Origin of the sequence: Terrimonas ginsenosidimutans (assembly GCF_022012415.1) — a bacterium.
GTDB lineage: Bacteria > Bacteroidota > Bacteroidia > Chitinophagales > Chitinophagaceae > Terrimonas_A > Terrimonas_A ginsenosidimutans.
Genome location: NZ_JAKLTR010000012.1, coordinates 53,489 through 77,519 on the forward strand (window position 1 = coordinate 53,489; position 24,031 = coordinate 77,519).

At 45.8% G+C, this 24,031-nt stretch carries 18 protein-coding genes; 12 read left to right on the forward strand and 6 right to left on the reverse strand.

The features are described from left to right. Positions 1-136 precede the first annotated feature (136 nt). The 4 genes from LZZ85_RS17975 (at position 137) to LZZ85_RS17990 (ending at position 6,298) form a co-directional block, all read left to right on the forward strand. Entirely contained in the window at positions 137-2,605 is a 2,469-nt protein-coding gene (locus LZZ85_RS17975; protein WP_237874729.1) for a sensor histidine kinase, read from the forward strand. A gap of 10 nt (positions 2,606-2,615) precedes the next feature. After that, complete coding sequence (locus tag LZZ85_RS17980; protein WP_237874730.1) at positions 2,616-4,580, forward strand: sigma 54-interacting response regulator; 1,965 nt, start codon at positions 2,616-2,618, stop codon at positions 4,578-4,580. Positions 4,581-5,242: 662 nt separating this feature from the next. After that, positions 5,243-5,776, forward strand: a complete 534-nt coding sequence (locus LZZ85_RS17985) for a hypothetical protein (RefSeq protein ID WP_237874731.1) — start codon at positions 5,243-5,245, stop codon at positions 5,774-5,776. A gap of 27 nt (positions 5,777-5,803) precedes the next feature. Continuing rightward, positions 5,804-6,298 (forward strand): hypothetical protein, encoded by a 495-nt coding sequence (locus LZZ85_RS17990; protein ID WP_237874732.1) that lies wholly within the window; start codon positions 5,804-5,806, stop codon positions 6,296-6,298. A 183-nt stretch (positions 6,299-6,481) separates the two neighbouring features. Here the strand turns inward: LZZ85_RS17990 and LZZ85_RS17995 are convergent, their stop codons facing one another. Then, entirely contained in the window at positions 6,482-7,255 is a 774-nt protein-coding gene (locus LZZ85_RS17995; protein WP_237874733.1) for an SDR family oxidoreductase, read from the reverse strand. A 119-nt stretch (positions 7,256-7,374) separates the two neighbouring features. On the opposite strand from LZZ85_RS17995, the gene LZZ85_RS18000 reads away from it, so the two are divergent. Then, on the forward strand, positions 7,375-7,701 hold the full coding sequence (locus LZZ85_RS18000) for a winged helix-turn-helix transcriptional regulator (RefSeq protein WP_237874734.1): 327 nt from the start codon (positions 7,375-7,377) through the stop codon (positions 7,699-7,701). 448 nt (positions 7,702-8,149) lie between these two features. Here the strand turns inward: LZZ85_RS18000 and LZZ85_RS18005 are convergent, their stop codons facing one another. Together LZZ85_RS18005 and LZZ85_RS18010 are read right to left on the reverse strand one after the other, a co-directional pair. Next, positions 8,150-8,860 (reverse strand): LytR/AlgR family response regulator transcription factor, encoded by a 711-nt coding sequence (locus tag LZZ85_RS18005; RefSeq protein ID WP_237874735.1) that lies wholly within the window; start codon positions 8,858-8,860, stop codon positions 8,150-8,152. A gap of 31 nt (positions 8,861-8,891) precedes the next feature. After that, positions 8,892-9,899, reverse strand: a complete 1,008-nt coding sequence (locus LZZ85_RS18010; RefSeq protein WP_237874736.1) for a sensor histidine kinase — start codon at positions 9,897-9,899, stop codon at positions 8,892-8,894. 291 nt (positions 9,900-10,190) lie between these two features. On the opposite strand from LZZ85_RS18010, the gene LZZ85_RS18015 reads away from it, so the two are divergent. Next, the gene (locus tag LZZ85_RS18015) at positions 10,191-11,324 is read left to right on the forward strand and encodes a hypothetical protein (RefSeq protein WP_237874737.1); all 1,134 of its coding nucleotides are present in this window, start codon (positions 10,191-10,193) and stop codon (positions 11,322-11,324) included. 476 nt (positions 11,325-11,800) lie between these two features. On the opposite strand, the gene LZZ85_RS18020 is transcribed toward LZZ85_RS18015, so the two are convergent. From LZZ85_RS18020 to fsa, 3 genes are read right to left on the reverse strand one after another with little or no spacing between them, the layout of a single operon-like run. Further along, complete coding sequence (locus tag LZZ85_RS18020; RefSeq protein ID WP_237874738.1) at positions 11,801-12,778, reverse strand: transketolase family protein; 978 nt, start codon at positions 12,776-12,778, stop codon at positions 11,801-11,803. 6 nt (positions 12,779-12,784) lie between these two features. After that, positions 12,785-13,633 carry a transketolase gene (locus LZZ85_RS18025; RefSeq protein WP_237874739.1) on the reverse strand — a complete coding sequence of 283 codons (849 nt, stop codon included), beginning with the start codon at positions 13,631-13,633 and terminating at the stop codon, positions 12,785-12,787. Between the two features lie 28 nt (positions 13,634-13,661). Further along, entirely contained in the window at positions 13,662-14,333 is a 672-nt protein-coding gene (fsa, locus tag LZZ85_RS18030; RefSeq protein WP_255724162.1) for a fructose-6-phosphate aldolase, read from the reverse strand. A gap of 569 nt (positions 14,334-14,902) precedes the next feature. Here fsa and LZZ85_RS18035 point away from each other — a divergent pair. The 6 genes from LZZ85_RS18035 (at position 14,903) to LZZ85_RS18060 (ending at position 24,010) form a co-directional block, all read left to right on the forward strand. Then, positions 14,903-16,210: a family 8 glycosyl hydrolase gene (locus tag LZZ85_RS18035; RefSeq protein WP_237874740.1), complete on the forward strand. Its 1,308-nt coding sequence runs from the start codon at positions 14,903-14,905 to the stop codon at positions 16,208-16,210. Positions 16,211-16,241: 31 nt separating this feature from the next. Continuing rightward, positions 16,242-18,164 carry an alpha/beta hydrolase-fold protein gene (locus LZZ85_RS18040; RefSeq protein ID WP_237874741.1) on the forward strand — a complete coding sequence of 641 codons (1,923 nt, stop codon included), beginning with the start codon at positions 16,242-16,244 and terminating at the stop codon, positions 18,162-18,164. Between the two features lie 114 nt (positions 18,165-18,278). After that, positions 18,279-20,210 (forward strand): sialate O-acetylesterase, encoded by a 1,932-nt coding sequence (locus tag LZZ85_RS18045; protein WP_237874742.1) that lies wholly within the window; start codon positions 18,279-18,281, stop codon positions 20,208-20,210. 253 nt (positions 20,211-20,463) lie between these two features. Next, positions 20,464-21,579 carry a glycoside hydrolase family 43 protein gene (locus LZZ85_RS18050; protein WP_237874743.1) on the forward strand — a complete coding sequence of 372 codons (1,116 nt, stop codon included), beginning with the start codon at positions 20,464-20,466 and terminating at the stop codon, positions 21,577-21,579. Positions 21,580-21,674: 95 nt separating this feature from the next. Further along, positions 21,675-22,625: a glycoside hydrolase family 43 protein gene (locus LZZ85_RS18055; protein ID WP_237874744.1), complete on the forward strand. Its 951-nt coding sequence runs from the start codon at positions 21,675-21,677 to the stop codon at positions 22,623-22,625. A 41-nt stretch (positions 22,626-22,666) separates the two neighbouring features. After that, a complete protein-coding gene (locus LZZ85_RS18060) occupies positions 22,667-24,010 on the forward strand; it encodes a family 43 glycosylhydrolase (RefSeq protein WP_237874745.1) in 1,344 nt (447 codons plus the stop codon). The last annotated feature ends 21 nt before the right edge of the window (positions 24,011-24,031 follow it).

The following is a 24,031-nucleotide window of genomic DNA, read 5'->3' on the forward strand; positions in this document are numbered from 1 at the left end:
ATCCATTCCGTTCAACTTCATTACAGCTGCTTTGTTAAGATGATCTTTTAAATCAGCGTTTGATAATCAAAAATCGACTCAATTTCTTCCTATGCATCCTGTCCGACATTTCTGTATGATCGCCAAACATCTAAAAATGCTCCGGATAAACATGCTGTGCTTTTTATTTTGCGGATTGATTACATTTTGTGCAAGTTCACAATCCATACAGCCGCGAAATCAGTCTTACACTTATTATCCTCCCTCCAAAGACAGTGAATCCTGGCAGCGTCTGAACCTGCAGCAGAGCTCTACCTTTTTGGTAGTGGCGAGTGAAGGGCAGAGAGACCACGACACCTCCCTGTACCTGGCCAGCCGCTCCATTGGCCTGAGCCGTTATCCGCTTCTTGCGGAAGGGCTGAACGACCCTGAATTAAAAGCACAGTCCTGGTGGATCGATACCCACCAACCGGGTACCGGTGTTCACTTACTATCAGCAGCAACGGGCCAACAACGGTTGAAGTTACTGGTCTTGCTCGGCGCATATTATGCATTTGAACCCGGGAATTACCGACGATACCGTGACAGTGTTGAATACTTTCTGAACAGGGCGATAAAGGAAAGTAATGCGGCGGGAGATAACCGGCTTCGAAGGATCGCACAGTGTTTGCTGGGAAAGATGTACGTCCAGGTGAATGATGCCAAAGGCGATATCATTTTCAATCAGCTGATCGAAGACTGCCGTAAAAGCGGCGACCGGGAAATGACAGCAAGAGCATTCACCTGTCGCGGTATTTATACAGGACCAACGCACGTAACGTTCGCTCAAAAGATCAGTGATCTGCAGAAAGCGACAGACCTTTATGATAGTTTAAATAATAAAGAAGCAGCGATCAATACATTGACCGGTCTCGGTTACATGCTTGTCGTATCCCTGCAACTGGATGGTGCTAAACAAGCACTATTGAAAGGATTAACACTGGCGGAAGATATACACTTTCCGTATACACAGTATATATCAGACGCCTTATCGCTTGTCACGCTGATGCAGGGTAAATTTGGTGAACCCTTCAGGTATTCTCTTCAGTCAATGAAAGCAGCCAGGGAAACAAGGGATAGTCTCGGATGGGGTTTCTTTTATTCCCGGCGGGCCGATCTGTATGATATCGAGGGACGATATAACGAGAGTTTTGAAATGATGGAACAGGCTGCGAATCGCTTTATAGCCGACCGGAACCTGGCCGTGTACACAATACTGGGAACGATTGTTGACCGGATGGGGAATGCAGGCCAGGCAAAGGAAGCATTTCAACTTGCAAGAGATGTAGCCGGTAAGGTCGGGCCGCCGCAAACACTTGTCGAACAATTCCACTACTACCAGATCCTTTCCAACTGCCATATTTATCTTGGGATGCTGGATACGGCCTATTTCTTTGCAAAAAAAATGGACTCACTGGAGGCCCGCGCCGAATTGATCCGCGGGCCATTTCGCAGGGAAACTGTAAATGAACAATTCGGTTACATCCATCTCAGGCGCCGAGAATACCTCAAAGCAAGGGAATACCTGGAGAAATATTTCTCCAACCCCTCCAATGCAAACCGGCTTCTTTCCACCCAACTCGCTAACTACAGGATGCTCATCAGGGTCGATTCAGCATTAGGCGATAAGACAGCAGCTTTATTACATTATGAAAAATATGTGCAATTGCTCGACTCGAATTTCCGCATCACAAAGATCAGGCAGGCCGAGGAATTACAGGTATTGTATAATACGCAGGAAAAAGAGAAAGAGATCATCATGCTTAACCAGTCCTCAACCCTCAAAGACGCCAATTTAAAGCAGGCAAACCTTCTCAGAAACCTCACCCTTGCCGGTATTGCGGGTATGATCGTCATTGCTGTATTATTATACCGTCAGAACAAGTTGCGTAAACGCAACAGTAATCTGATCTCACAAAAGAATGAACAACTGGAGGAATTGCTGGAAGACAGGGAATGGCTGCTGAAAGAGATCCACCACCGCGTGAAAAACAATCTTCAGATCGTAACCAGCCTGCTGAGTTCACAGGCGATCTATATCAACAACGAGGCAGCTCACGCAGCGATACAGGACAGCAAGCGTCGTGTATTCGCCATGTCGCTGATCCACCAGAAGCTTTACCAGTCAAACAATATCGCTACCATTGCAATGGCCGGCTATGTGAACGAATTGATCATGCATGTGCAAACAAGCCTCGGTTCCGGCAACAGGATCACGATCGAACAGGATATTGCACCGCTGAATCTTGATGTATCGCAAGCCATCCCGATTGGATTGATCATCAATGAATGCGTGGTAAACAGCATCAAATATGCTTTTCCTGATAATGTCAGGGGCATGGTCAGGATCAGTCTGCAAAAAGATGAAGCGGATCATATAACCCTTACAATCGCTGATAACGGTATTGGCTTACCGCTGGATTTTGACATTACCGAACAGAACTCTCTTGGCATGGAACTCGTTCGTGGGCTTGCAAAACAATTGAAAGGTCACCTGAATGTTGAAAGCGGTAGCGGTTTGCATATCGTGATCCGTTTTGCTTTGCTGAAAAAACAGATAGAGGAAACTCCCGCAACAATTCATTAAGCATTAATGTATGGGCAAGAAAGTGCTGATCGTCGAAGATGAATTTATTGTCGCCAATGACCTGCGGCTGCTATTATTGCAGGCGGGACATAAAGTAACAGGCATTGCTGTTTCAGCAGAAGAAGCTGAAGAACTGCTGGAACGTCAGAAGCCCGATATGGTGATCGTTGATATAGTGCTGGAAGGAAATCGATCCGGCATCGATCTGGCACGAAAACTACGCGCAGAGAATATCGCTTTTCTTTATCTGTCCGCCAATTCAAACCAGGAGGTCCTGGAACAGGCAAAAGCCACGGAGCCCTACGGCTTCCTCGTAAAACCCTTCCGGGAACAGGACCTGCTCATCGCACTCGATATCGCGTGGTACAGGCATACCCACGGCCTGGAGGCAAAACTGCGGCGCGAAGAATCATTGCAAAAACGGCTGACAGATATCGGGAAAGATGCCACGAATGTCGCGGACAAGTTGCTGCAGGTCGCGCGGGCCCTGCAATCATTCATTCCATTTGACCTGATCACTTCAGGCATGCGCCCTCCCGAGGCAGGTGAGTTCAGTGATATCGCCTTTGTCCGGATCGGCTTTGACGAATATCAGTTCATCGGCAAAACGGAGTTGGAAACGATCACCGGTCATAGCAAAAAACAACTGGCAATTATTGCCAAAGACAACTGTGCTCCCGTCCTTCCTGCCATCTGTGATCTGGAAGCCGAGATCAAGCGAAAAATAAATCCTTCATTGCAAGGGATGATGGCCCATCACTTCCGTCAGAACACGGTGTTGGTGTTTCCTGTCACACTGGGTTATGGTCTGTCTATCCATTATAGCTTGTACAGTCGTCAACCACATGCATATACCAAAGATCATATTGAACTACTGAACAGACTAAAGCCTTCACTGGAACAATTGACAGAACAAACACGCTATTACGCTCCCTCAGGAAAATCACCGCACAATGCTTCCCCTGCTCACAAGACGCCACGTGAGACCGCATCAAACAGCGCTTTTGCCAATATCATCGGCAGCCATCACCTGTTGCTGACAGCGCTGGACCTCGCGGCACAGGTGGCGCCATATACCACGTCGGCCTTATTGTTGGGTGAAAGCGGCACAGGAAAGGAAAGAGTGGCAGCGCTTATTCACGCCCTATCCTCCCGGTCTCAAGGTCCGTTCATCAAAGTAAATTGTGCCGCCATTCCGCCCACCCTGATCGAGTCGGAGTTATTTGGTCATGAAAAGGGCGCATTCACCGGTGCTATCGAAAAAAGAAAAGGCAAGTTCGAATTGGCAAATGGAGGAACCATCTTCCTGGATGAGATCGGCGAGTTACCGGTGGCAATGCAGGTAAAACTATTGCGCGTATTGCAGGAAAGGGAATTTGAATATGTTGGTGGCAATGTTCCTGTGAAAGTGGATGTGCGGATCATCACCGCCACACACCGGAATCTTGAAAAAGAAGTTGGCGAAGGAAATTTCAGGCTGGACCTTTATTACCGGCTGAACGTGTTCCCTATCACGCTGCCCCCATTGCGGGAACGAAGATCGGATATCCCGGCACTGGCTGACTACTTTGCACATAAATTCTGCAGGTTGTTCAACAAACCATTCCATGGCATTACCACTTCCATGTCCGACGAATTGTATGGATATCAATGGCCCGGCAATATCCGTGAACTGGAAAATATAATTGAACAGGTTGTTGTGCTGAACGATGGTCATTCTCCACTGGATCTGACCAAAAAGCTGTCGGCAGATATTATAAGAACTCCCGTGGATGTTACGGTACACACCATGGAGAGCATCCGCGAATCCCAACGCGAAACAGAACGGGCCTATATCAAGGCAGCACTCAAACAAACCAAAGGTCGTATCAGGGGAAAAAATGGTGCCGCCGAATTATTGAAGATCAAACCCACTACACTGGAATCGAAAATGGCAAAACTTCACATTAACCGGATGGATTTCATGGAGCCGTGAAGTACAGGAAGAAGTTATTGGCATAGGGCCACTGACCGGTTTGCGGATGATCCCGCTGGCAGTCGGTCATATAATGAATTCCGGAAGAACGCGTGAGGATACGCCGTAAGTTGATCTTGGTATAGCCCTCTCCTTTTCCGCAATATCAGATTCCCCTTGGTGGTTCAGGAGCATTGAATCAAAGCACCCCTGAATGCACCAGATTGGTCGTATGTGAACATCGTTGAAAGAGCGCCGGCGATCCATAAAACAATTTGCTTCATACAGCTGTAACGGACGATTTTCTGGAAGCTACAATGCACAACGATCCTGGCAGATGGAAGTAAGCGAGAGCCAAAGCAGTTCACCGGATCTCATCCAGCATACACCCACTTCTTTGGCTTCCAGGTTATGTTCCGGTCACTCGAGCGCCTGCTTTTGTGAAAAAAATGCCGTAAAACATGCCTCTTATTAAACTGACTCGTTGCTCCTTACTCAACCAAACCTACCGTTAGCCCTTGAGACAAGTCGCTCGCAACATAGGTACCCATACCGGCTTGAACACAAAGTAATTTACAGCATCACTAATATGAAACGCCAGGCTTAGCAAGTTGTTCTCTTGCTAAGCTGCGCCTTATTACATAATACCAACAAGATTCATTCACTCTTCAAATGAAAAAAAGATGGACCAGAAAACTGCAAAAAAAATAATTGACGACAGGAGGTCAGAAGGTAAAAATGATCAACAGATCTATGATGAACTTTCAGGGCACTTCGACAATAAGAAAAATCTCGCCTTGCTTATCACCGGTACCGCCTCGGTACAAACCAGAAGACAATACAAACTGTACAACAATGTACTGATCGGGTTGCTGGCGATCACCCTTTTATTTCGTTTAATAGGCGCATTTTCACTGGTGGGCGAAGGCGAGATCCTGGGGTTTATTGTTAGCCTGGTAGGCATTTTGCTCCCGGCTCTATTCATTTACGGATTCATTAATTACATGGGGCCTATGTACAAATTTTGCGGCTTTTTAACCCTGTTGGGCATTGTACAATTGATTGCCAGATGGGATAATTCTATTTTAGTGATCATAAGTTTATTGATATTGATTCCCATGGCTTTTTTGTCGTTCTACTTAGCCAGCAAAATGTTCCCCAAATTCAGCCCTGGTAAATTACGGAAAGATGAAAATGGCGCTTATCTATTGAATTAATATTTTGTCATCAATCCCTGCAAAGCGATGTCAACCCGTATCTCATTAGCCGCTGTTACCAGTTGGCTGATACTTACTGCGTGTTCCATCGGCGGAGGCGCAAATAAAGACCTGGCAACGGGCCTGACTTACCGTTATACGCATTGTTCTGTTCGTGATGTGCAACTCGTAGATGTCAGGAACATACCTTTTACCAGCAATGTAGTTCATATGGGGACCACCTTCCTCGTATCTGCTTCCGGTATACAAAATTTCACCCTTACAGACGGTAAAGCCTATCCCGGTTGCGAGCTTACGTTAAAGGATAAACTTGGCAAAACGATCGCCCAGGTGCCTGATTTACTGGAATCAACCGCAAAAGATGGCATCATCACACCCGGGCCGCTAGATCTGGCAGCAACGATTACCATGTCTCCGCCATTGACGAGTGGTGAAACCTATAGGATCACTGCTCGTTTTTTTGATAAGAAAGAAGTTAAAAGAGAAGTGGTAGCCGAGGTGGTGGTACAGCTTGTAGATTGATGATCGTGGTAGAACGTAATGGAAAGTTGAACTTGTACTGCGCTTTTGCAATAAAAGAAGTTATTGATGCTATCGGTGTTATCGAACCAAACCAATACAAAATCGCAATCAAAAATAATAAGCAGTCACCCAACAGATCAGCCGATGCGTTGCATCGGCTGAAAACATTCTTGATGAGTAAAACTAAATAATTGGGTAGGCACCACCGTCCACATGATAATTCACACCAGTAATGTAGTTTGCTTCCGGTGAAACCAGGAAAGCAACCAAACCGGCGACTTCTTCCGGTTCCGACATTCTTCCCAGCGGAACATCCACTTTTTGCGTGACCATTTTAAATGCTTCTTCCAGGGATATTCCTGATGCTGCAGCTATATTTTCCAGGAAAGCGATCATGAGCGGTGTTTTTACAACGCCCGGGGAAACAACATTGACACGAATACCTTTCCCTCCAAGTTCGTTAGATAAGGCTTTGCTGTAAGTATTCAGCGCAGCTTTTGCCGCGGAATAGGTCATGGTCATATCCCAAAGAGGTTTATCCGCAGCACCCGTAGAAATATGAATGATAACGCCGGAGTGTTGGGAAATCATAACAGGTAACAGCGCTTTGTTCATTCGAACGGCGGATAAAAAATTCAGATCAAAATCACGTTGCCAGTGTTCATCGGAAAGAGTATTGTAGCCGCCACCTGGCCCTTGGTTGGCACCGGCGTTGTTAATGATTATATCGATCCTTCCGTATGTATCAATGATTTCACGGGCGATATCCCCGGCACTTTCCGGCACCGTGTGATCGGCTGCAATGAAATGGAACCCTTCAGCAGTTTCTTCGGGTGCACTACGTGCGGTAATCACTACTTTTGCTCCGCATTTTCTAAGTTTCTCAGCGATGGCTTTACCAATACCTTTCGTACCTCCGGTTACCAGAGCAACGTGTTTTGCTAATGAAATTGTCATAATTAATGTCATTTTGAAGATGAAGCCGCAAAAGTAGACCCAATACTGTACATTTGAAAGTAGTTACACGAATGTGAAGTAAGAACACAAAGTACTGTTAAGCAGGTAATCAATTAGTTATGAGACATAAAAATGTAGAGATAGTTGCAGAAAAATGCGCATTACAGGAGATTTTAGATGTTATCGGCGGAAAATGGGCGATGTCAATCATCTATGCATTGTTTTCGGGTACTCGAAGATTCAGTGAATTGGAGCGAATGATCCCCGGCATCAATACCCGCATGTTGGTCAAAGAATTGAAGAACCTGACCCAAAACGGCATCGTTACCCGGAAAGTTTATCCTACTGTTCCGCCGACTGTAGAATACACGCTGACACCTAAAGGCAGAAAACTGGAACCAAGTATTGCTGAACTGTACAAATGGGGGCAGGAATATGTGAAATGACATGGATCATCGGTATAAAGTTGGGAACCTGGATACTCCTTTGCAAACCTTCTTATATAATGGAGGGTAGTGCATCAAATCCTTTCAGATCCGAAGAAACTAAATTAAGACGGAATTGCATCCATTCAAGAAAATGGAAATAAAAGTTGGGTCTCATTTACAATGAGAAGGAACTCTGGGCTCCAAAATCGTCAAATCAAGTTTTAATACACTGGAAAGGATACATTTTAACACTCAATATAGCCCCTAACCGGCACGTCATCACTTCGGGCAACATGCATCTTTTCTACAGGACCCTATCGAACATCCCTTACCCACGATTAAAATCGTGGGCTATGCGCAATCCCCTCATTGTACGAAATCAAAACCGGGCATCATATATTCAGCAAATTACAGCGCACACTGCTCAAATCATATCCAACGATTTCAATCATGGGATATATACAACTCACCCCTTCCCGATCAATTTCAGAAACTCCTCCCGGTAACTGTTCCCAATAGGAATTCCCTTTTCGCCAATATACAACAGGTAGCCATCTACCATCCGGACCTTATCTAAGGAAACTATATACGATTTATGAATGCGGCAGAATGATGCCTTAGGCAACACGTCTTCCAGATCCCTGAGCGACTGGTACGTTACTATTCTTTGCGAAGCAGTAAAAATAGAAACGTAGTTCTTTAGTCCTTCAACATACAGGATCTCATCATAATTTACCTTTATAAACTTGTTCTTGCTCTCCCCCTTTACAAAAAGATAATTTACGTTGCTTTCCTGCATAACCCTGACATGACCGCTAACCGGTTCGATGATCTCCAACGCCTTCTCTGCCGCTTTAAAAAATCGTTCGAAGGCAATAGGCTTTAAGAGATAATCGATCACATTGAACTCATATCCTTCCAGTGCATATTCCGAATAAGCAGTGGTCAGGATCACTTTGCATTTGTTCCCGCAAAGCTTTAAAAAATCCAATCCGGAAAGCTGTGGCATCCTGATATCGAGGAAGACCAGGTCGATGCCGCCTGCCCGGACTCTCTCCAGCGCATCAATAGCATTGTTCGATACTCCGGCTAATTCCAAATAAGGAACCTTTGCGATAAAATCAGCAAGCATCCTGGTAGCGTAGGCTTCATCATCAACTGCGAGGCAACGAATCATAGTAAGAAGTGTAGAAAGTAAATATTATAGACTAGTCAAGTAGGATCTTCAGCGTTGCTTTATATAACTGGTCATCCTGATCAATATGCAGTTCATGTGCATTGGGATAAATAAGCTCCAGGCGACGCCTGATATTCGCCAGGCCGATCCCGCCGGAACTATCTTTATCTCCAAAACTGATATAGTTGGTCACGCTAAAGAACAAGCTTCCGTTATTGGCATTGATGAATATCGTCACAGGCTTTCCGGCATCATCCACTACCCCATGCTTGAATGCATTCTCCACAAAAGGGATCAGCATAAGCGAAGCGACCCGTTTACCAGCGAACGTCCCTTCCACCCTGAAATCAACAAAAAAACTTTCCTGGAAACGCAGTTTGTAGATCCCGATGTAGTTATGAAGATAATCAATTTCCAACTGCAGGTCAATCATACCATCCACGCTGTTGTGCAGCATATAGCGCATCAGGTTGGACAGCTTTACAATGGCCTGCGCTAATGCATCCGAAACCGGGTAAGCCATTGCATACATATAATTGAGTGTATTATAAAGGAAGTGTGGATTGATCTGCGTTTTGAGAAACAATAACTCCGCCTGGATCCTTTCCTTCTTCAGTTGTTCCGTTTCGCGTTCTCTTTTCAATGTCTCCACCAATGCCCAGGCCATAAAACTAAAAATGATTGGTTTCAACGCCCTCCACCAGTTGTCGCCGATATAATGAAGCATCTTTACGCCAGGATCATAGTTCCCATATCCCAGTGTCCACAAATAGATCACTTCCTCGATCAGATATCTCGATCCAACAAATAACGCATCTGCAGCGATCAACCCCAGGACAAAAAGATGGATCTTTTTCCGGCGCAACAGGTATGGATAAACGATAAAAAAACAGAAACTGAACTCGATAAAACTTGCGCAAAGGTTTGACCAAACATAGGGCTGAGAGCCTCTCCTGTTGGCCACATTGTCTGTATAGAGATACGCGACAAGCAAGGCCCACGCCAGTAAATAATATAAAAGCAGTCTGTTCTTTTTCATCAACCCGGTGATTTTGCAGATCAAATATATCGCGGGATATGACTTTGGGATGTTTTTATTATGCAAAACACGGAAAACATTATCCAAACGATGATTTCTATTATACCAATGCAAGCAATTGCAGAATTCCTGAGTTTGAGTAATAGATGAACAGTTTGGGATAATAAACTTCCCCGGGGCCCTCTCTATTCGGATTTTTGACCAGCTGCTGAACAGTACCATTATTTTAGATCAGCAGATAGCACACCAGGTTCACGAAAACAAAAACATATTCACAACCCAACTACTAAAATGAAACATTTACTATTCCCCCTGCTTCTGTTTATTTCCTTTTGCAGTTCTGCCCAGGCAAAGAAAAAGCTGAGCGACCAGGACAAACTGAACAATTGCATTTCGACACATACGCAATATTTCACGTTCAATGATGAAAATCCTTCGGGTAACGCTTGGGACACGCTTAAAAGCTTGTTCGAAAAAAACGAATTCGTAGCCTGGGGAGAATATCACAACTCCCCACTTCTTTCCAGGCTTACAGCCCTTGCGATGGCTGCTGCCAGCAAACACGGTTATCGAACACTGTGCGTGGAAACAAGTCCATTCGTTGCAAGTGAGCTGATGAGGATCTCGCGCACCAATAGTCCTTCTAACACCCTGGAAAAGATCTTTAATGCAGGATATCCGGGTATCGGGACCTTACCCTTCTTTCGTACTAAAGAAGATGCCCAGATACTTCATGCAGCTGATAAACTGAAGTATGATATTTGGGGAATAGATCAGGAGTTTCAAATGGCTTTCTCTTACGGAATAAAAAAGGTTTATGATGCTCAATCGCTAAAAACCAGAACGCGCTTTCAACCGTTAGTTGACAGTTTACTGGCTAGATGGTGGTATCCGGACACAAAGCTGATCGACAGTTTAAAGAATGCAATTCGTCACAAAAAACTCAAATCGATCTTAGATGATATCAGGATCTCGAAAGAGATCTATCGCGATGGCGATAATGAAGGCAGGGCTATGCTGATGAAAAAGAATTTCTTCCGCTACTATAATAAGTCTCCAAACAGTAAGGTCTTTTTCAAAATGGGCAGCAATCATCTGGCGAAAGGCATCAATCTGCAAACCAACGTGTACGATATAGGAAATGCGGTTTATGAACTGGCACAAAGAAGCGGGCGAAACTTTACCAATGTTTACATCATGGTAAGATATACTACAGAAAAAGGCCAGCTGATTGATGACTTCTATTGCGAAAACAATGAAAATCCAAAAGTATTTTCCGGTTTATATGATCAGTCCAAATGGGTACTGGTGGATATCCGTTCGTTGCGAACCAGGCTAAACTACGACAATTCCCTTAGCAGGGATGCCTATGCGGTGATCGAAAAATATGATTATGTCCTGGTTTCTCCTGAAGTAATGCAATGACGAAGAAATGCTATACTACACTCTTACTATTAATTGACGTAAGGCCCCCTCTAAATCTCCCCCTTCAGGCTACCGTGTACCCATAAGTATTTGAATGGCGTATCGCCGCGTCCGCCGCGTTCCTTTGCGCCATCAAGCTATCAAGAAATTATTCGGTCATATAAAAGGAAAATGTGGGTACACGACAGCCATTCAGGGGAGATTTAGAGGGGGCCTTACGCAAGCCAACATAATCTAACCGTTAGCCACCTTTATTCTACATTGACCAGTGTCTTATAATCTGCGGGAACCTACACCGCAAATAAAGAAAGGGAAAAGTAGACACTTCTCCCTTTTGTCGACTGCCTGTCGAATATTAACGGTTAAAACACCACTCGAGCTGCATGGTGCACTCTTCATGTGGCAAAAAATGTATCGGCAGTCACATTAAACTGCTGTTCCGTTTGATTTTTTAATAGGATAAAACGGCCGACCAATTATACCAGGCTTGTTACTGTACTTTTTTTCCGGAGCAGAACCCGCTGTACGGCCTTGACGATATGTTCTGCATCCAGGCCATACTTCTTCATCAGTTGGGCAGGCGTACCGCTTTGGCCGAATTGATCGTTCACGGCCACATATTCCATCGGCACAGGATCATGTTGTATCAATACCTGCGCAATGCTGTCACCCAGTCCGCCGAGGCGATTGTGTTCTTCCGCACTTACCACACACCGGGTTTTCGCAACAGAGCGCAGTACTGATTCTACGTCCAAAGGTTTTATTGTATGTATGTTGATGATCTCTGCACTGATGCCCATCTTCTCCAGCTCTTCCCCAGCTTGTATCGCTTCCCATACCAGGTGCCCCGTTGCGAAGATCGTTACATCTTCTCCTTCATTCACTGTCCAGGCTTTACCGATCTCGAATGGCTGATCTGCCGGTGTAAAAACAGGAACAACCGGCCTGCCGAATCTGAGGTAAACCGGCCCATGATGTTCGGCGATGGCAATGGTTGCAGCTTTCGTCTGGTTATAATCACACGGATTGATCACCGTCATCCCCGGCAACATTTTCATCAGCCCGATATCTTCCAGGATCTGGTGCGTTGCGCCATCTTCTCCCAAAGTCAGGCCCGCATGAGAAGCACAGATCTTTACATTCTTGTCACTGTAAGCGATGCTTTGACGGATCTGATCATATACCCTGCCCGTGGAAAAATTGGCGAAGGTTCCTGTATAGGGAATAGCGCCACCGATCGTCATCCCTGCAGCAATTCCCATCATATTCGCTTCCGCGATGCCTATCTGGAAAAAGCGTTCAGGAAATTCTTTTATAAAAGCTTCCATCTTCAGTGAACCGACAAGATCGGCACACAAGGCCACCACATCCGGATTCCTTCTTCCGGCTTCCAGCAATCCGGCACCAAAGCCGGAACGCGTGTCTTTCTTTTCCGTGAATGTATACTTCTTCATGTTGTGTTAATAATCTTCAAGTGTACTGTTCAATTGCTTTAATGCAAGTTCAAGTTGTTCATCATTGGGAGCAACGCCATGCCATTTGTGCGAGCCCATCATAAAGTCGACCCCATGTCCCATATTGGTTTGCATCAGCAGCATGATCGGCACACCTTTGAACGCGCTTTCTTTTGCAAGCTCCAGTACACGGATGATCTCGGGCATCTCATTTCCATTCACCTCAAATACTTTCCATCCGAATGCAAGCCATTTTGCTTTCAGATCACCCAGTGAAAGCACCTTCTCCGTTGGACCATCTATCTGCTGTCCATTCACGTCAATGGCCGCAATAAGATTATCCACTTTGTTGTGCGCAGCATACATGGCTGCTTCCCAGATCTGTCCTTCCTGCAGTTCTCCATCGCCATGCAGTGAATAGATCAGGCTGTTATCTCCTTTCAGTTTCTTGGTCTGTGCAGCGCCAATGGCTACAGACAAACCCTGTCCAAGCGAACCGGAGGAGATCCTTACACCAGGCAATCCTTCGTGTGTTGTCGGATGCCCCTGCAAACGCGAATCCAGTTTACGGAAAGTCGCCAGTTCTTTAACTGGGAAGTATCCTGCTCTTGCCAGCACACTATAGAAAACAGGAGAGATATGGCCATTGGATAAGAAGAACAGATCCTCACCTCTTCCATTCATGTTGAACGAAGGATCGTGTTTCATGATCTGGAAGTAAAGAGCCACGAGGTAATCTGTACATCCCAATGATCCGCCCGGATGCCCGCTCTGGCATCCATGTACCATGCGAACAATATCGCGTCTGACCTGACCGGCAATATTGGTCAGGTAAGTATAACTTGTCGATTGCATTTTGATAAAATCAATAATTGAAAGATGATCAATTGCTCATTTTCTTCGCATCCTCTACAAATTTTGCAAGGCCGATATCCGTGAGCGGATGTTTTAATAAGGCAAGTATGGAGGACAGCGGAGATGTGCAAACATGTGCACCTGCTTCCGCGCAGGCGATGATATGATTTCCTGTACGGATCGAAGCTGCCAGGATCTTGGTCTGCATTCCCTGCACCGTATAAATATGCGAGATCTGCCTGATCAGGTCAATACCGTCCCAACCTGAATCATCGATGCGGCCAATGAAAGGTGATACATAAGTAGCACCCGCTTTTGCGGCGAGAATGGCCTGTCCGGCAGAGAAGACCAGGGTACAATTCGTCTTGATGCCGTTATTGGTAAACCATTTGATCGCCTTGATCCCATCTTTGATCATCGGAACCTTCACCACTATATTCGGATGCAGGGCAGCCAGCTCTTTTCCTTCTTCAATGATACCATCGAAATCCGTCGATAAGACCTCTGCACTGATATCACCATCGACCATATTGCATATCGTTATATAATGGTTCAGTACAGCTTCTTTCCCGACAACTTTCTCCCTCGCCATCAAAGAAGGGTTGGTAGTTACACCATCTAAAATACCGAGGTCGAAAGCTTCCTGTATCTCTGATAAGTTCGCCGTATCTATAAAAAACTGCAAATGAGGGTGAGACATAAATGTTTTGAATTGATGTTTTGGTTGCGCAAAGCTAAAGTTGACCGTTTGCGGTGGGTAGTATGAATGTTTAAAATGATGGAACAAATGTTCAGATCTGTCGCTTATTCCTGCATTACATATGGTTGCTCACCGTTAGGTCTGAAAAGCTAAAATAAACAAGATTGATTAAAATGCAATCGATTTAAATAAATTATGCCAAAAATGGCGTTTTCGCCGGAAGGTTCCCATCATTTTTCTTTTGACCGAACATATTATATATAATACTGGCTACAACAGACCGTGATCAGTATTGGAGCATTTCATTTCAATCCCCGGTCAAATATTTTCCTGTAAATCAATTTATTAAACTTCATTTACAGTTAAACACTACCTGCTAATGTATTTCAGGCCGTCCCATCCCGCAGGATTTTATCGATTCCGCAGCAAATCAGCACATTGTTCAAGAATAAAATTTGCCGATAGAAAACAAAATAATAGATTTGAAATCGATTGCATTACTTATAGCATTTTGCGGCCCGCATCTGTGCAGTGAGTGGAAATTAAACGCTTTAACGAAATCGCCTGCCATGTCCTCTGTTCGTTGTTCATCTCTTACTTTTTACAGGAAAAAGACACTCCTGCCAATTGTCGTATCACTGCTATTGGGTTGCTTTCTCCCCGTAGGTGTTCTGGCACAAAAAGGCAAAGACTCACGCGCTGCGGCATTCACGGATCAATACCCTAACCTGTTCAAACAAAAAGGCTACACGCAGCAGGCAATAGACAACAAACTGAATAAAGCATTCCACGATGTATTTGAAGGTCCGGAAAAGATCTACTTCGAAGTGGGTGATTCGATGGCCTTCCTCTCTGATCTGAAAAATAAAGATGCCAGAACGGAAGGCCTTTCATACGGAATGATGATCGCCGTCCAACTTGATAAAAAAGAGATGTTCGACCGCGTCTGGCGCTGGTCAAAAAAATACCTGCAGCACCAGGAAGGGCCCCGGGAAGGATACTTTGCGTGGAGCATTAACACGCAAACCATGAAGAAGAATTCCGAAGGTTCCGCATCTGACGGTGAACTGTATTATATCACCAGTCTGCTATTTGCTGCGAACAAGTGGGGAAACAATACCGGAATTCATTACTATAATGAAGCCAGAAGGATCCTCGACGCAATGTGGAAGAAAGATGGCACCGGCAATATCTACCACCTCATCAACACCGAACATAAGCAGATCACTTTTGTACCCGAAGGAAATAATTATAACTGGACCGATCCTTCCTATCACCTTCCCGCCTTCTATGAAGTATGGGCGATGTATGCGAAAGATGGACATGAACAATTTTATAAAGATTGTGCCGATACCTCGCGGGCCTTTCTTCAGCGTGCCTGCCATCCGGTAACCGCACTCAATTCAGACTATACAGAATTTTCCGGCGCACCGCATCCCACTCGCTGGATGCCGCCCGGTTTCAGGTATGATTCATGGCGTGTCCCTATGAATATCGCGATGGATTATGTCTGGTTCAAAAAAGATAAGCAATGGCAGGAAGATTATGCAAAAAAATTCCAGGCATTCCTGCGGTCGAAAGGACTGGATAACTATGACGACCAGTTCAATCTTGATGGAACCAAACCCGAGTTCATCCTTCAGGCAGGTCCCGTAAAAAAACTGCGCCATTCCATTGGACTCGTTTCCACCGCAGCAACTACCGCATTGATCAATAAAGACAAAAGCAGTGACGACTTTGTCAAAGCCATCTGGAATGCAAAGCTGGAACCGTATGAAGATGGCTATTTCGATCCTTACTATGACGGCCTCATGTATGTCTTCAGCCTGATGCACCTGAGCGGAAAATATCAATTGATCAAACCAGCTACCAAATAATATTAGTTAACCAACAGTATAAAACCGATACATGAAACCGATCTGTTCCGCCATCCTGCTATCACTTTTCTCCGTTGCGGCATACAGCCAGCCAACAGAAATGCAGGCGCCTAAAGGATTTGATACACCGCAGGCCGACATTCCTCATGGAACCATTGACACACTCAGCTATTCATCCAAAACCGTTGGAGGTACCCGCAAAACTTTAGTCTACACGCCGCCGGGCTTCTCAAAGAAAAAAAAGTATCCTGTACTTTATCTGCTGCATGGCATCGGTGGTGATGAAAAAGAATGGCTCAATGGCGGAAAGCCACAGGTGATCCTGGATAATCTTTACGCACAGGGGAAACTGGAACCCATGATCGTTGTATTGCCGAATGGCAGGGCCATGAAAGATGACCGTGCGACAGGGAACATCATGGCACCTGACAAAGTACAGGCCTTTGCAACATTTGAGCAGGACCTGCTCAATGACCTCATCCCTTTTATCGAGAAAAAATTTCCCGTATTGAAAGACAGAGAACACCGTGCCATTGCTGGCTTGTCTATGGGCGGTGGCCAATCGCTCAACTTCGGATTAGGCAACCTTGATAAATTCGCTTGGGTGGGCGGCTTTTCTTCAGCACCCAATACAAAACCTCCGAAAGAACTACTGCCTGATCCCGCAGCGGCAATCGACAAATTGAACCTGCTTTGGATCTCCTGTGGTGATAATGACGGACTGCTTATCAACAGCAAGCGCACACACGATTATCTTGTACTGCACAACGTTCCGCATATCTATTATCTTGAACCAGGCGTTCATGATTTTAAAGTATGGAAGAACGGATTGTACATGTTCTCGCAGTTCCTGTTCAAACCAGTTGACAAAAGCAAGTATAGCAAGTACTCCATTTTGGGAACACCTGCCACCTCCAACATCCGCTCAGCCAAATACCCGCAGGTACTCAATGACAGCCGCGTGGCATTCCGCGTAAAAGCACCGGAAGCACAACGGGTACAGATCGATCTGGGCAAGAAATATGACCTGGCAAAGGATACTGGAGGATACTGGGTTGGCGTGACCGACTCCATCTCCGAAGGATTTCATTACTATTCCCTGTTGATCGACGGTGTAGCAGTAGCAGATCCTTCCAGCGAAACCTTTTATGGCATGAGCCGCATGGCCAGTGGCATTGAGATCCCCTTCAAAGGTGATAGCATCTATGCATTAAAAGATGTGCCGCACGGTGATGTCCGCATTAAGAAATATTTTTCAAACAGCACCCGTTCATGGAGGCAGATGTATATCTATACTCCTCCGGGGTACGACGAGAACAGACAGGATAAATTTCCTGTATTGTATTTACTCCATGGCGGTGGTGAAGATGAAAGAGGCTGGTCCACACAGGGAAAAACTGATATCATTCTCGACAACCTGATCGCGGAGAAAAAAGCAAAGCCTATGCTGATCGTAATGATGGACGGCAATTTCGGCAGCGGTGGCATCGCCGGTTTTGGCGAACAATCGCTGCGGATGTTCGAAAACGAATTGAAGCAAAGCGTCATTCCTTTTGTAGAAAAAAACTACCGCTTGGCGACAGATGCCGGAAGCCGCGCATTGGCTGGTTTATCCATGGGCGGATTGCAAACCCTGTATGCAGGTATTAAGAACACGCCGATGTTTTCAAGCCTCGGTGTATTCAGCTCCGGCTGGTGGGCAAATCAACCTGCGCTGTCCGATCCACAATATGCCTACATGAAAACAAATGCAGCAACGATCAATAAGGATCTGAAAAACTTCTGGATAGCGATGGGCGGTAAAGAAGATATCGCTCATGCCAATTGCAAGATCATGCTGAGCAAATTCGATGAGATGAATATCAAATACAGTTACAGCGAATATCCCGGTGGCCATACATGGCCGGTCTGGCGCAACAACCTGTACAATTTCGCACAGCTGTTATTCAAGTGATCAGGAACAAAGACTGCTGCTTCGGATCCTTCCAGGTTTGAAGCGCAGTTTTTTTAGCAACGTATACTTATTAGTCAAAATGACAATTATTTACCAGAAAAGACTTCTTTATCTATGCTGACTCGTGTAGTACCGCTTATTTTTTTACTGCTGTTCAACCTGGCTTCTTTTGCAGAGGTCCGTTTACCGAAACTGATCAGTGATGGCATGGTATTGCAACGCGATGCCCGCACACGCATCTGGGGATGGGCTGCTCCCGGAGAAAAGATCAGTGTCACCTTTCTGAATAAAACACACTACGCAACAACCGCAACCGATGGTAAGTGGCAGATCCTGCTGACCAGTCTTAAAGCCGGCGGGCCTTACGAAATGCAGATCAGCGGAAGCAACATGATCAAGTTGAAAGATATACTGATCGGTGATGTATGGATCTGCTCGGGACAATCGAACATGGAAATGGCCATGAGCGGCGTGCAATCTAAATACCCGGATGATATTGCTTCATCTGAAAACAAATTCATCCGTCAGTTTGCCGTTCCCAAAAAGCACCTCTTTTCCCGGCAGATGGATGATCTCTCCTCCGGCTCATGGATCAGTGCAGACCCGAACAGCGTGCTGAAATTCACGGCTGCGGGATATTATTTCGCCCGCGATCTCTATGCAAAATATAAAGTACCCATCGGATTGATCAACTCCACACTGGGCGGATCAAGAACAGAATCATGGATGAGCGAACAAGCATTGAAACCTTTTCCGGAACTCCATGCCGAAGCGTTGCATTTTAAGGATACGAACAATATAATACAGACAGAAGCCAGCGACCGGCAGCGCATCTCCGAATGGAATAAACGTGCAAGAGAAAATGATGCCGCCTATGCTGATCCTATCGGTCCATGGAACAAGACTGATCATAACACCAGCACATGGGACGAAATAAAAATGCCTGCCCGTTGGGAAACCACGAAGCTCGGTAATATCACGGGCGTAGTATGGCTCAAAAGAGATTTCACTATGCCCCCTTCATCAGAAGGGAAAACGGCGAAGCTCGTGCTTGGCAATATCGTTGAAGCTGACTCTACCTTCATCAATGGAAAATATGTCGGTGGAATGGGTTCTCAATACATTCCACGTAACTATACCGTTCCGGCAGGCCTGTTGAAAGCCGGCAAGAACTCGATCACGGTCCGGGTGGTTTGTCCTTCAGGACGAGGAGGTTTCATCGGAGACAAACAATATGCGCTCATATCAGGTGATCAAACGATCGATCTCAGCGGCACCTGGAAATATAAGTTGGGAGTAAAAATGGAGAACCTCATCGGATCTTCTTTCATTCAATGGAAATCGACGGGCCTCTATAACGCGATGCTCGCTCCACTCCTTCCCTATACGATCAAAGGAGCTCTATGGTACCAGGGCGAATCAAACATTGGAAGGCACATTCAGCAACGTTCATTGTTCACTGCACTGATCAACTCCTGGCGCGAAAGCTGGCAGCAAGGCAACTTTCCCTTCCTGTTTGTACAACTTCCCAATTTCAATGCACCGGTGAACGAACCTTCTGATGGCGGTTGGGCAAGATTCAGGGAAGCACAAACTGCGGCACTTGCTTTACCTAACACAGGAATGGCCGTTGCCATCGATATTGGAGAATGGAATGATATCCACCCGCTCAATAAAAAAGATCTGGGCTACAGGCTTTCTCTGGCGGCGCAGAGAGTGGCATATCATGATAAAAAGATCGTCTATGCCGGACCAGTTTATCAATCAATGAGAGCAGAAGGCAATAAGATCATTCTGTCGTTCGACAATACTGGCGGCGGCTTGATTTCGAAAGGAGACAGCCTTCATTATTTCGCTATTGCTGGTGCGGATAAAAAATTCGTATGGGCCAAAGCGAGCATTCAGAACAACAAAGTGGTGGTTTGGTCTGAAAGCATTGTTCAGCCTGTTGCTGTGCGTTATGCGTGGGCGGATGACCCCAAAGGTGCGAACCTGTATAACAAGGAGGGTTTGCCGGCCGCGCCTTTCAGAACGGATGATTACTGATGAGGTACATTGACAGGTCTGCGTAGGGTTCCCGCAGATTGCGCAGATTTTGTCATAACTATTATTGAAGAGTATTTCAATGAAGGGAAAAGCTTTGATCCGGTTGCACAGATTACGCAGATGGCTAATGATAGCAGCGGATCATCTGCGAAACCAACTATCAATCTATTCGATGATCTAATGAAGGTGTAACGTTCGTTGTATAAAAATCCGCGGAATCTGCGGGAACCACCCCACTTTTCAAAATCAATGTATGTTCAGACAACTCAGCATAATCCTTATACTTTCAACAGCAATCGTGAATGGTTATTCACAAGCGAACGGAGCTGCCAGGAATTCATCCACTCGTGAATTCCGTTACACCAATCCGATCACCCGCGATTCCGCGATCTCGATGCGCGATCATTTTATCATCAAAGCGGATGATCGATGGTATTGCGTAGGCACTTCAGAACCAGTATGGACAGGTCCCAATCCCGGTGTACGAATGCTCGTATCCGATGACCTGATCAATTGGAAACAACATTCCTGGTTGATCGATGCATCCAAACTTCCAGCTGATTGCCCCTATAACGGAAGATTCTGGGCGCCGGAGATCCACTTCATTCAAAATAAATACTGGATGACGGTAAACAGTGGTAAAGTCACCAAAGATGATCCCAAGGGAATGAAAACGCACAGTGTTTGGTTATTCTCCGCAGATAAAATAACAGGCCCTTACCAACTCGTGAATGGTCCGTTAATGCCGCAATATAACAACGACGCAACGCTGTTTGAAGATGAAGACGGACAAACCTATCTCTATTGCAGTGGCAACGGTTTATTCCAGGCAAAGATTGATCTTCCTTCCGGCAAACTCACCACGCCTATTGAAAAGTTTCTCGATAAAAAACAACCCGGCTATCCCGAATGGATGGTCGGTGGAATAGAAGGTCCATTTGTGATCAAAAAAGAGGGCAACTATTTCATGTTCTTTTCCACCTGGACTAGAGGATATGAAGTGGGCCTGTTAAAATCAACAACACCCCTGGGTCCGTGGGAGCTTGTATCACGCGAACCAATCTTCGGCACCCGTAAAAAAGGTTATCGCCCGGAGCTGGCGCAACAGGGAGGCTACGCTCATCTTCAATTCCAGGATACAGAAGATCCCTACCAGGAAACAGGTCACAATGCCTTATTCAAAGGCCCGGATGGCCAGCTCTGGAGCTCCTGCCATTACTTTATGTACGAAAAGCGCCCCTATCCCTATAGTCAAACATTTTTATCCTGGGAAAAAACACCGCAGATGGGATTCGAACCTGTCTACTATAAAGATGGTCGGTTCTATATAAACGGACCTACCTGGACAGAACAGATCATCAAATATTAAAACGCCAATGACTTGACTTTGCCCATGTAGAAGTGATCTAAATACGTCAATGGTCCGCGTTTGAATAGTAACGCCAGTAATGAAATAAATATAAAATGAAATATCGCAACCTGTTATTCGCCATCTTGCTGGCAACATCAGCCAGCGCGCAAAACCCGATCATCTCCGATGTATTCACCGCAGATCCGGCACCGCTGGTTTATCGTGACACCTTGTATCTGTATACCAGTCATGATACCGCATCCGAGAAAGCCACCAACTATAAAATGCCTGACTGGTATGTTTTCTCCACAACTGATATGAAGAACTGGAAAAATCATGGCCCTCTCCTTTCCACCAAAACCTTTTCCTGGGCCACTGGTGATGCCTATGCCGCACAATGCGTAGAACGAAATGGAAAGTTCTATTGGTTCGTATCCACTTTCCACAAGAAAGACAGCACCAGCGGCGGCGGGGCAGCGATTGGCGTGGCTGTATCGGACAGACCCACTGGTCCATTCGTTGACGCCATCGGAAAAGCACTGATCACAAACGAAATGACCACTGACATGAAACACGGATGGGATGATATTGACCCCACCGTGTTCGTAGACGACGATGGACAGGCCTATATGTATTGGGGAAACGGAAGCTGCAAATACGTTAAGCTGAAACAGAACATGACCGAACTGGCTGATACGATCAAAACATTCAAACCGGAACATTACATTGAAGGACCATGGCTGTACAAACGCAATGGCATCTATTACCTTTTGTATGCAGGTGCGGGTACGAAACCGGAGATGACGGAATATTGCACCGCGCCAAGCGCTACCGGCCCGTGGACCTATCGCGGCATCATCCAGGAGAATTCACCCAACAGCTTTACCACTCACCCGGGCGTGATCGATTACAAAGGCAAATCCTACTATTTCTACCATAACGGCGCATTGCCGACCGGCGGCAGTTACAGGCGGTCGATCTGCATTGAGTACATGCATTACAATGCGGATGGAACGATTCAAAAGATCGTGCAGACCACAAAAGGCGTCGACAAAGTAAAATAACTGATCGTTGACTGAACTAAAACTATCACAAACCAATGCTCATGTCAAGTTTCAAACTTTCAATCATCTCCGGCTGCATATTTCTCTCCTGTTGCGATGTACAGGCCCAAAACCCGCTGATACGCGACCAGTTTACAGCAGATCCTACCGCCCGTGTATTCGGAGACAGGATCTATGTATTTCCCTCGCATGATATACTTGCCCGGGAAGGAAAAGGAAGACCCGGCTGGTTCTGCATGGAAGATTATCATGTATTCTCTTCAGACAATTTAACCGAATGGACTGACCACGGCATGATCGTTACGCAGAACGAAGTGCCCTGGGTCAGACCCAACAGCTACAGTATGTGGGCACCTGATTGCATTTATCGCAACGGTAAATACTATTTCTACTTTCCAACATCAGCAGCAGACACGGTTGCATACGGACGCGGCTTCAATATCGGCGTTGCTGTTGCTTCTCACCCTGAAGGACCTTATACAGCACAACCATCACCGATAAAAGGCGTGAAAGGAATTGACCCGAACGTTTTTATTGATAAGGACGGACAGGCCTACCTGTACTGGTCGCAGGGAGACATCTTCGGTGCCAAACTCAAAGACAATATGCTGGAACTGGATGGCGAAGTAAAGACTCTCGGCGAGCTGCCCACAAAAGGATTGAAAGAAGGACCGTTCCTGTTTGAACGGAACGGTATTTACTATATGACCTATCCGCATGTAGAGAACAAGATAGAAAGACTGGAATATGCGATAGGCAATAACCCGCTGGGACCATTCAAATTTTCCGGCGTCATCATGGATGAATCTCCAACCGGCTGCTGGACCAACCATCATTCCATTCTTCCCTTCAAAGAGCAATGGTATTTGTTTTATCATCACAATGACTACTCTCCTTCTTTTGACAAGGCGAGATCGATACGGGCTGACAGTCTCTCATTCAATGACGACGGCACTATCCGCAAAGTGATACCCACTTTGCGCGGCATCGGCATTACCCAGGCTAACAGCCAGATCCAGATCGATCGTTACAGTGAGAAAAGTGCTGAAGGTGCAACCATCGCGTTCCTTGACACGGCCAATAAGTTCGCCGGATGGATGGCCATCCTCGATCAACCAAACGCCTGGTTCAAATACAACACCGTACAATTCACAAAGCCTGTAAAAAAACTGATCATTAAAGCAAAGGCAGCGACGGCCGGAACTATCGTCATTCGCTCGGGCAGTAGCAATGGTCCTGTGATCGCAGAGATCAACATACCGGCAGGGAATGAATGGAAAGAGATCAGTAAAAACATTTCCAGGCCTCCATCAGGAATACAACATCTCGTAATGCAATTAAAGGGCTCAGGAAAGGTGGACACCGACTGGATAAAGTTTGAATAACACCTGTCTCCCCAACCTTCA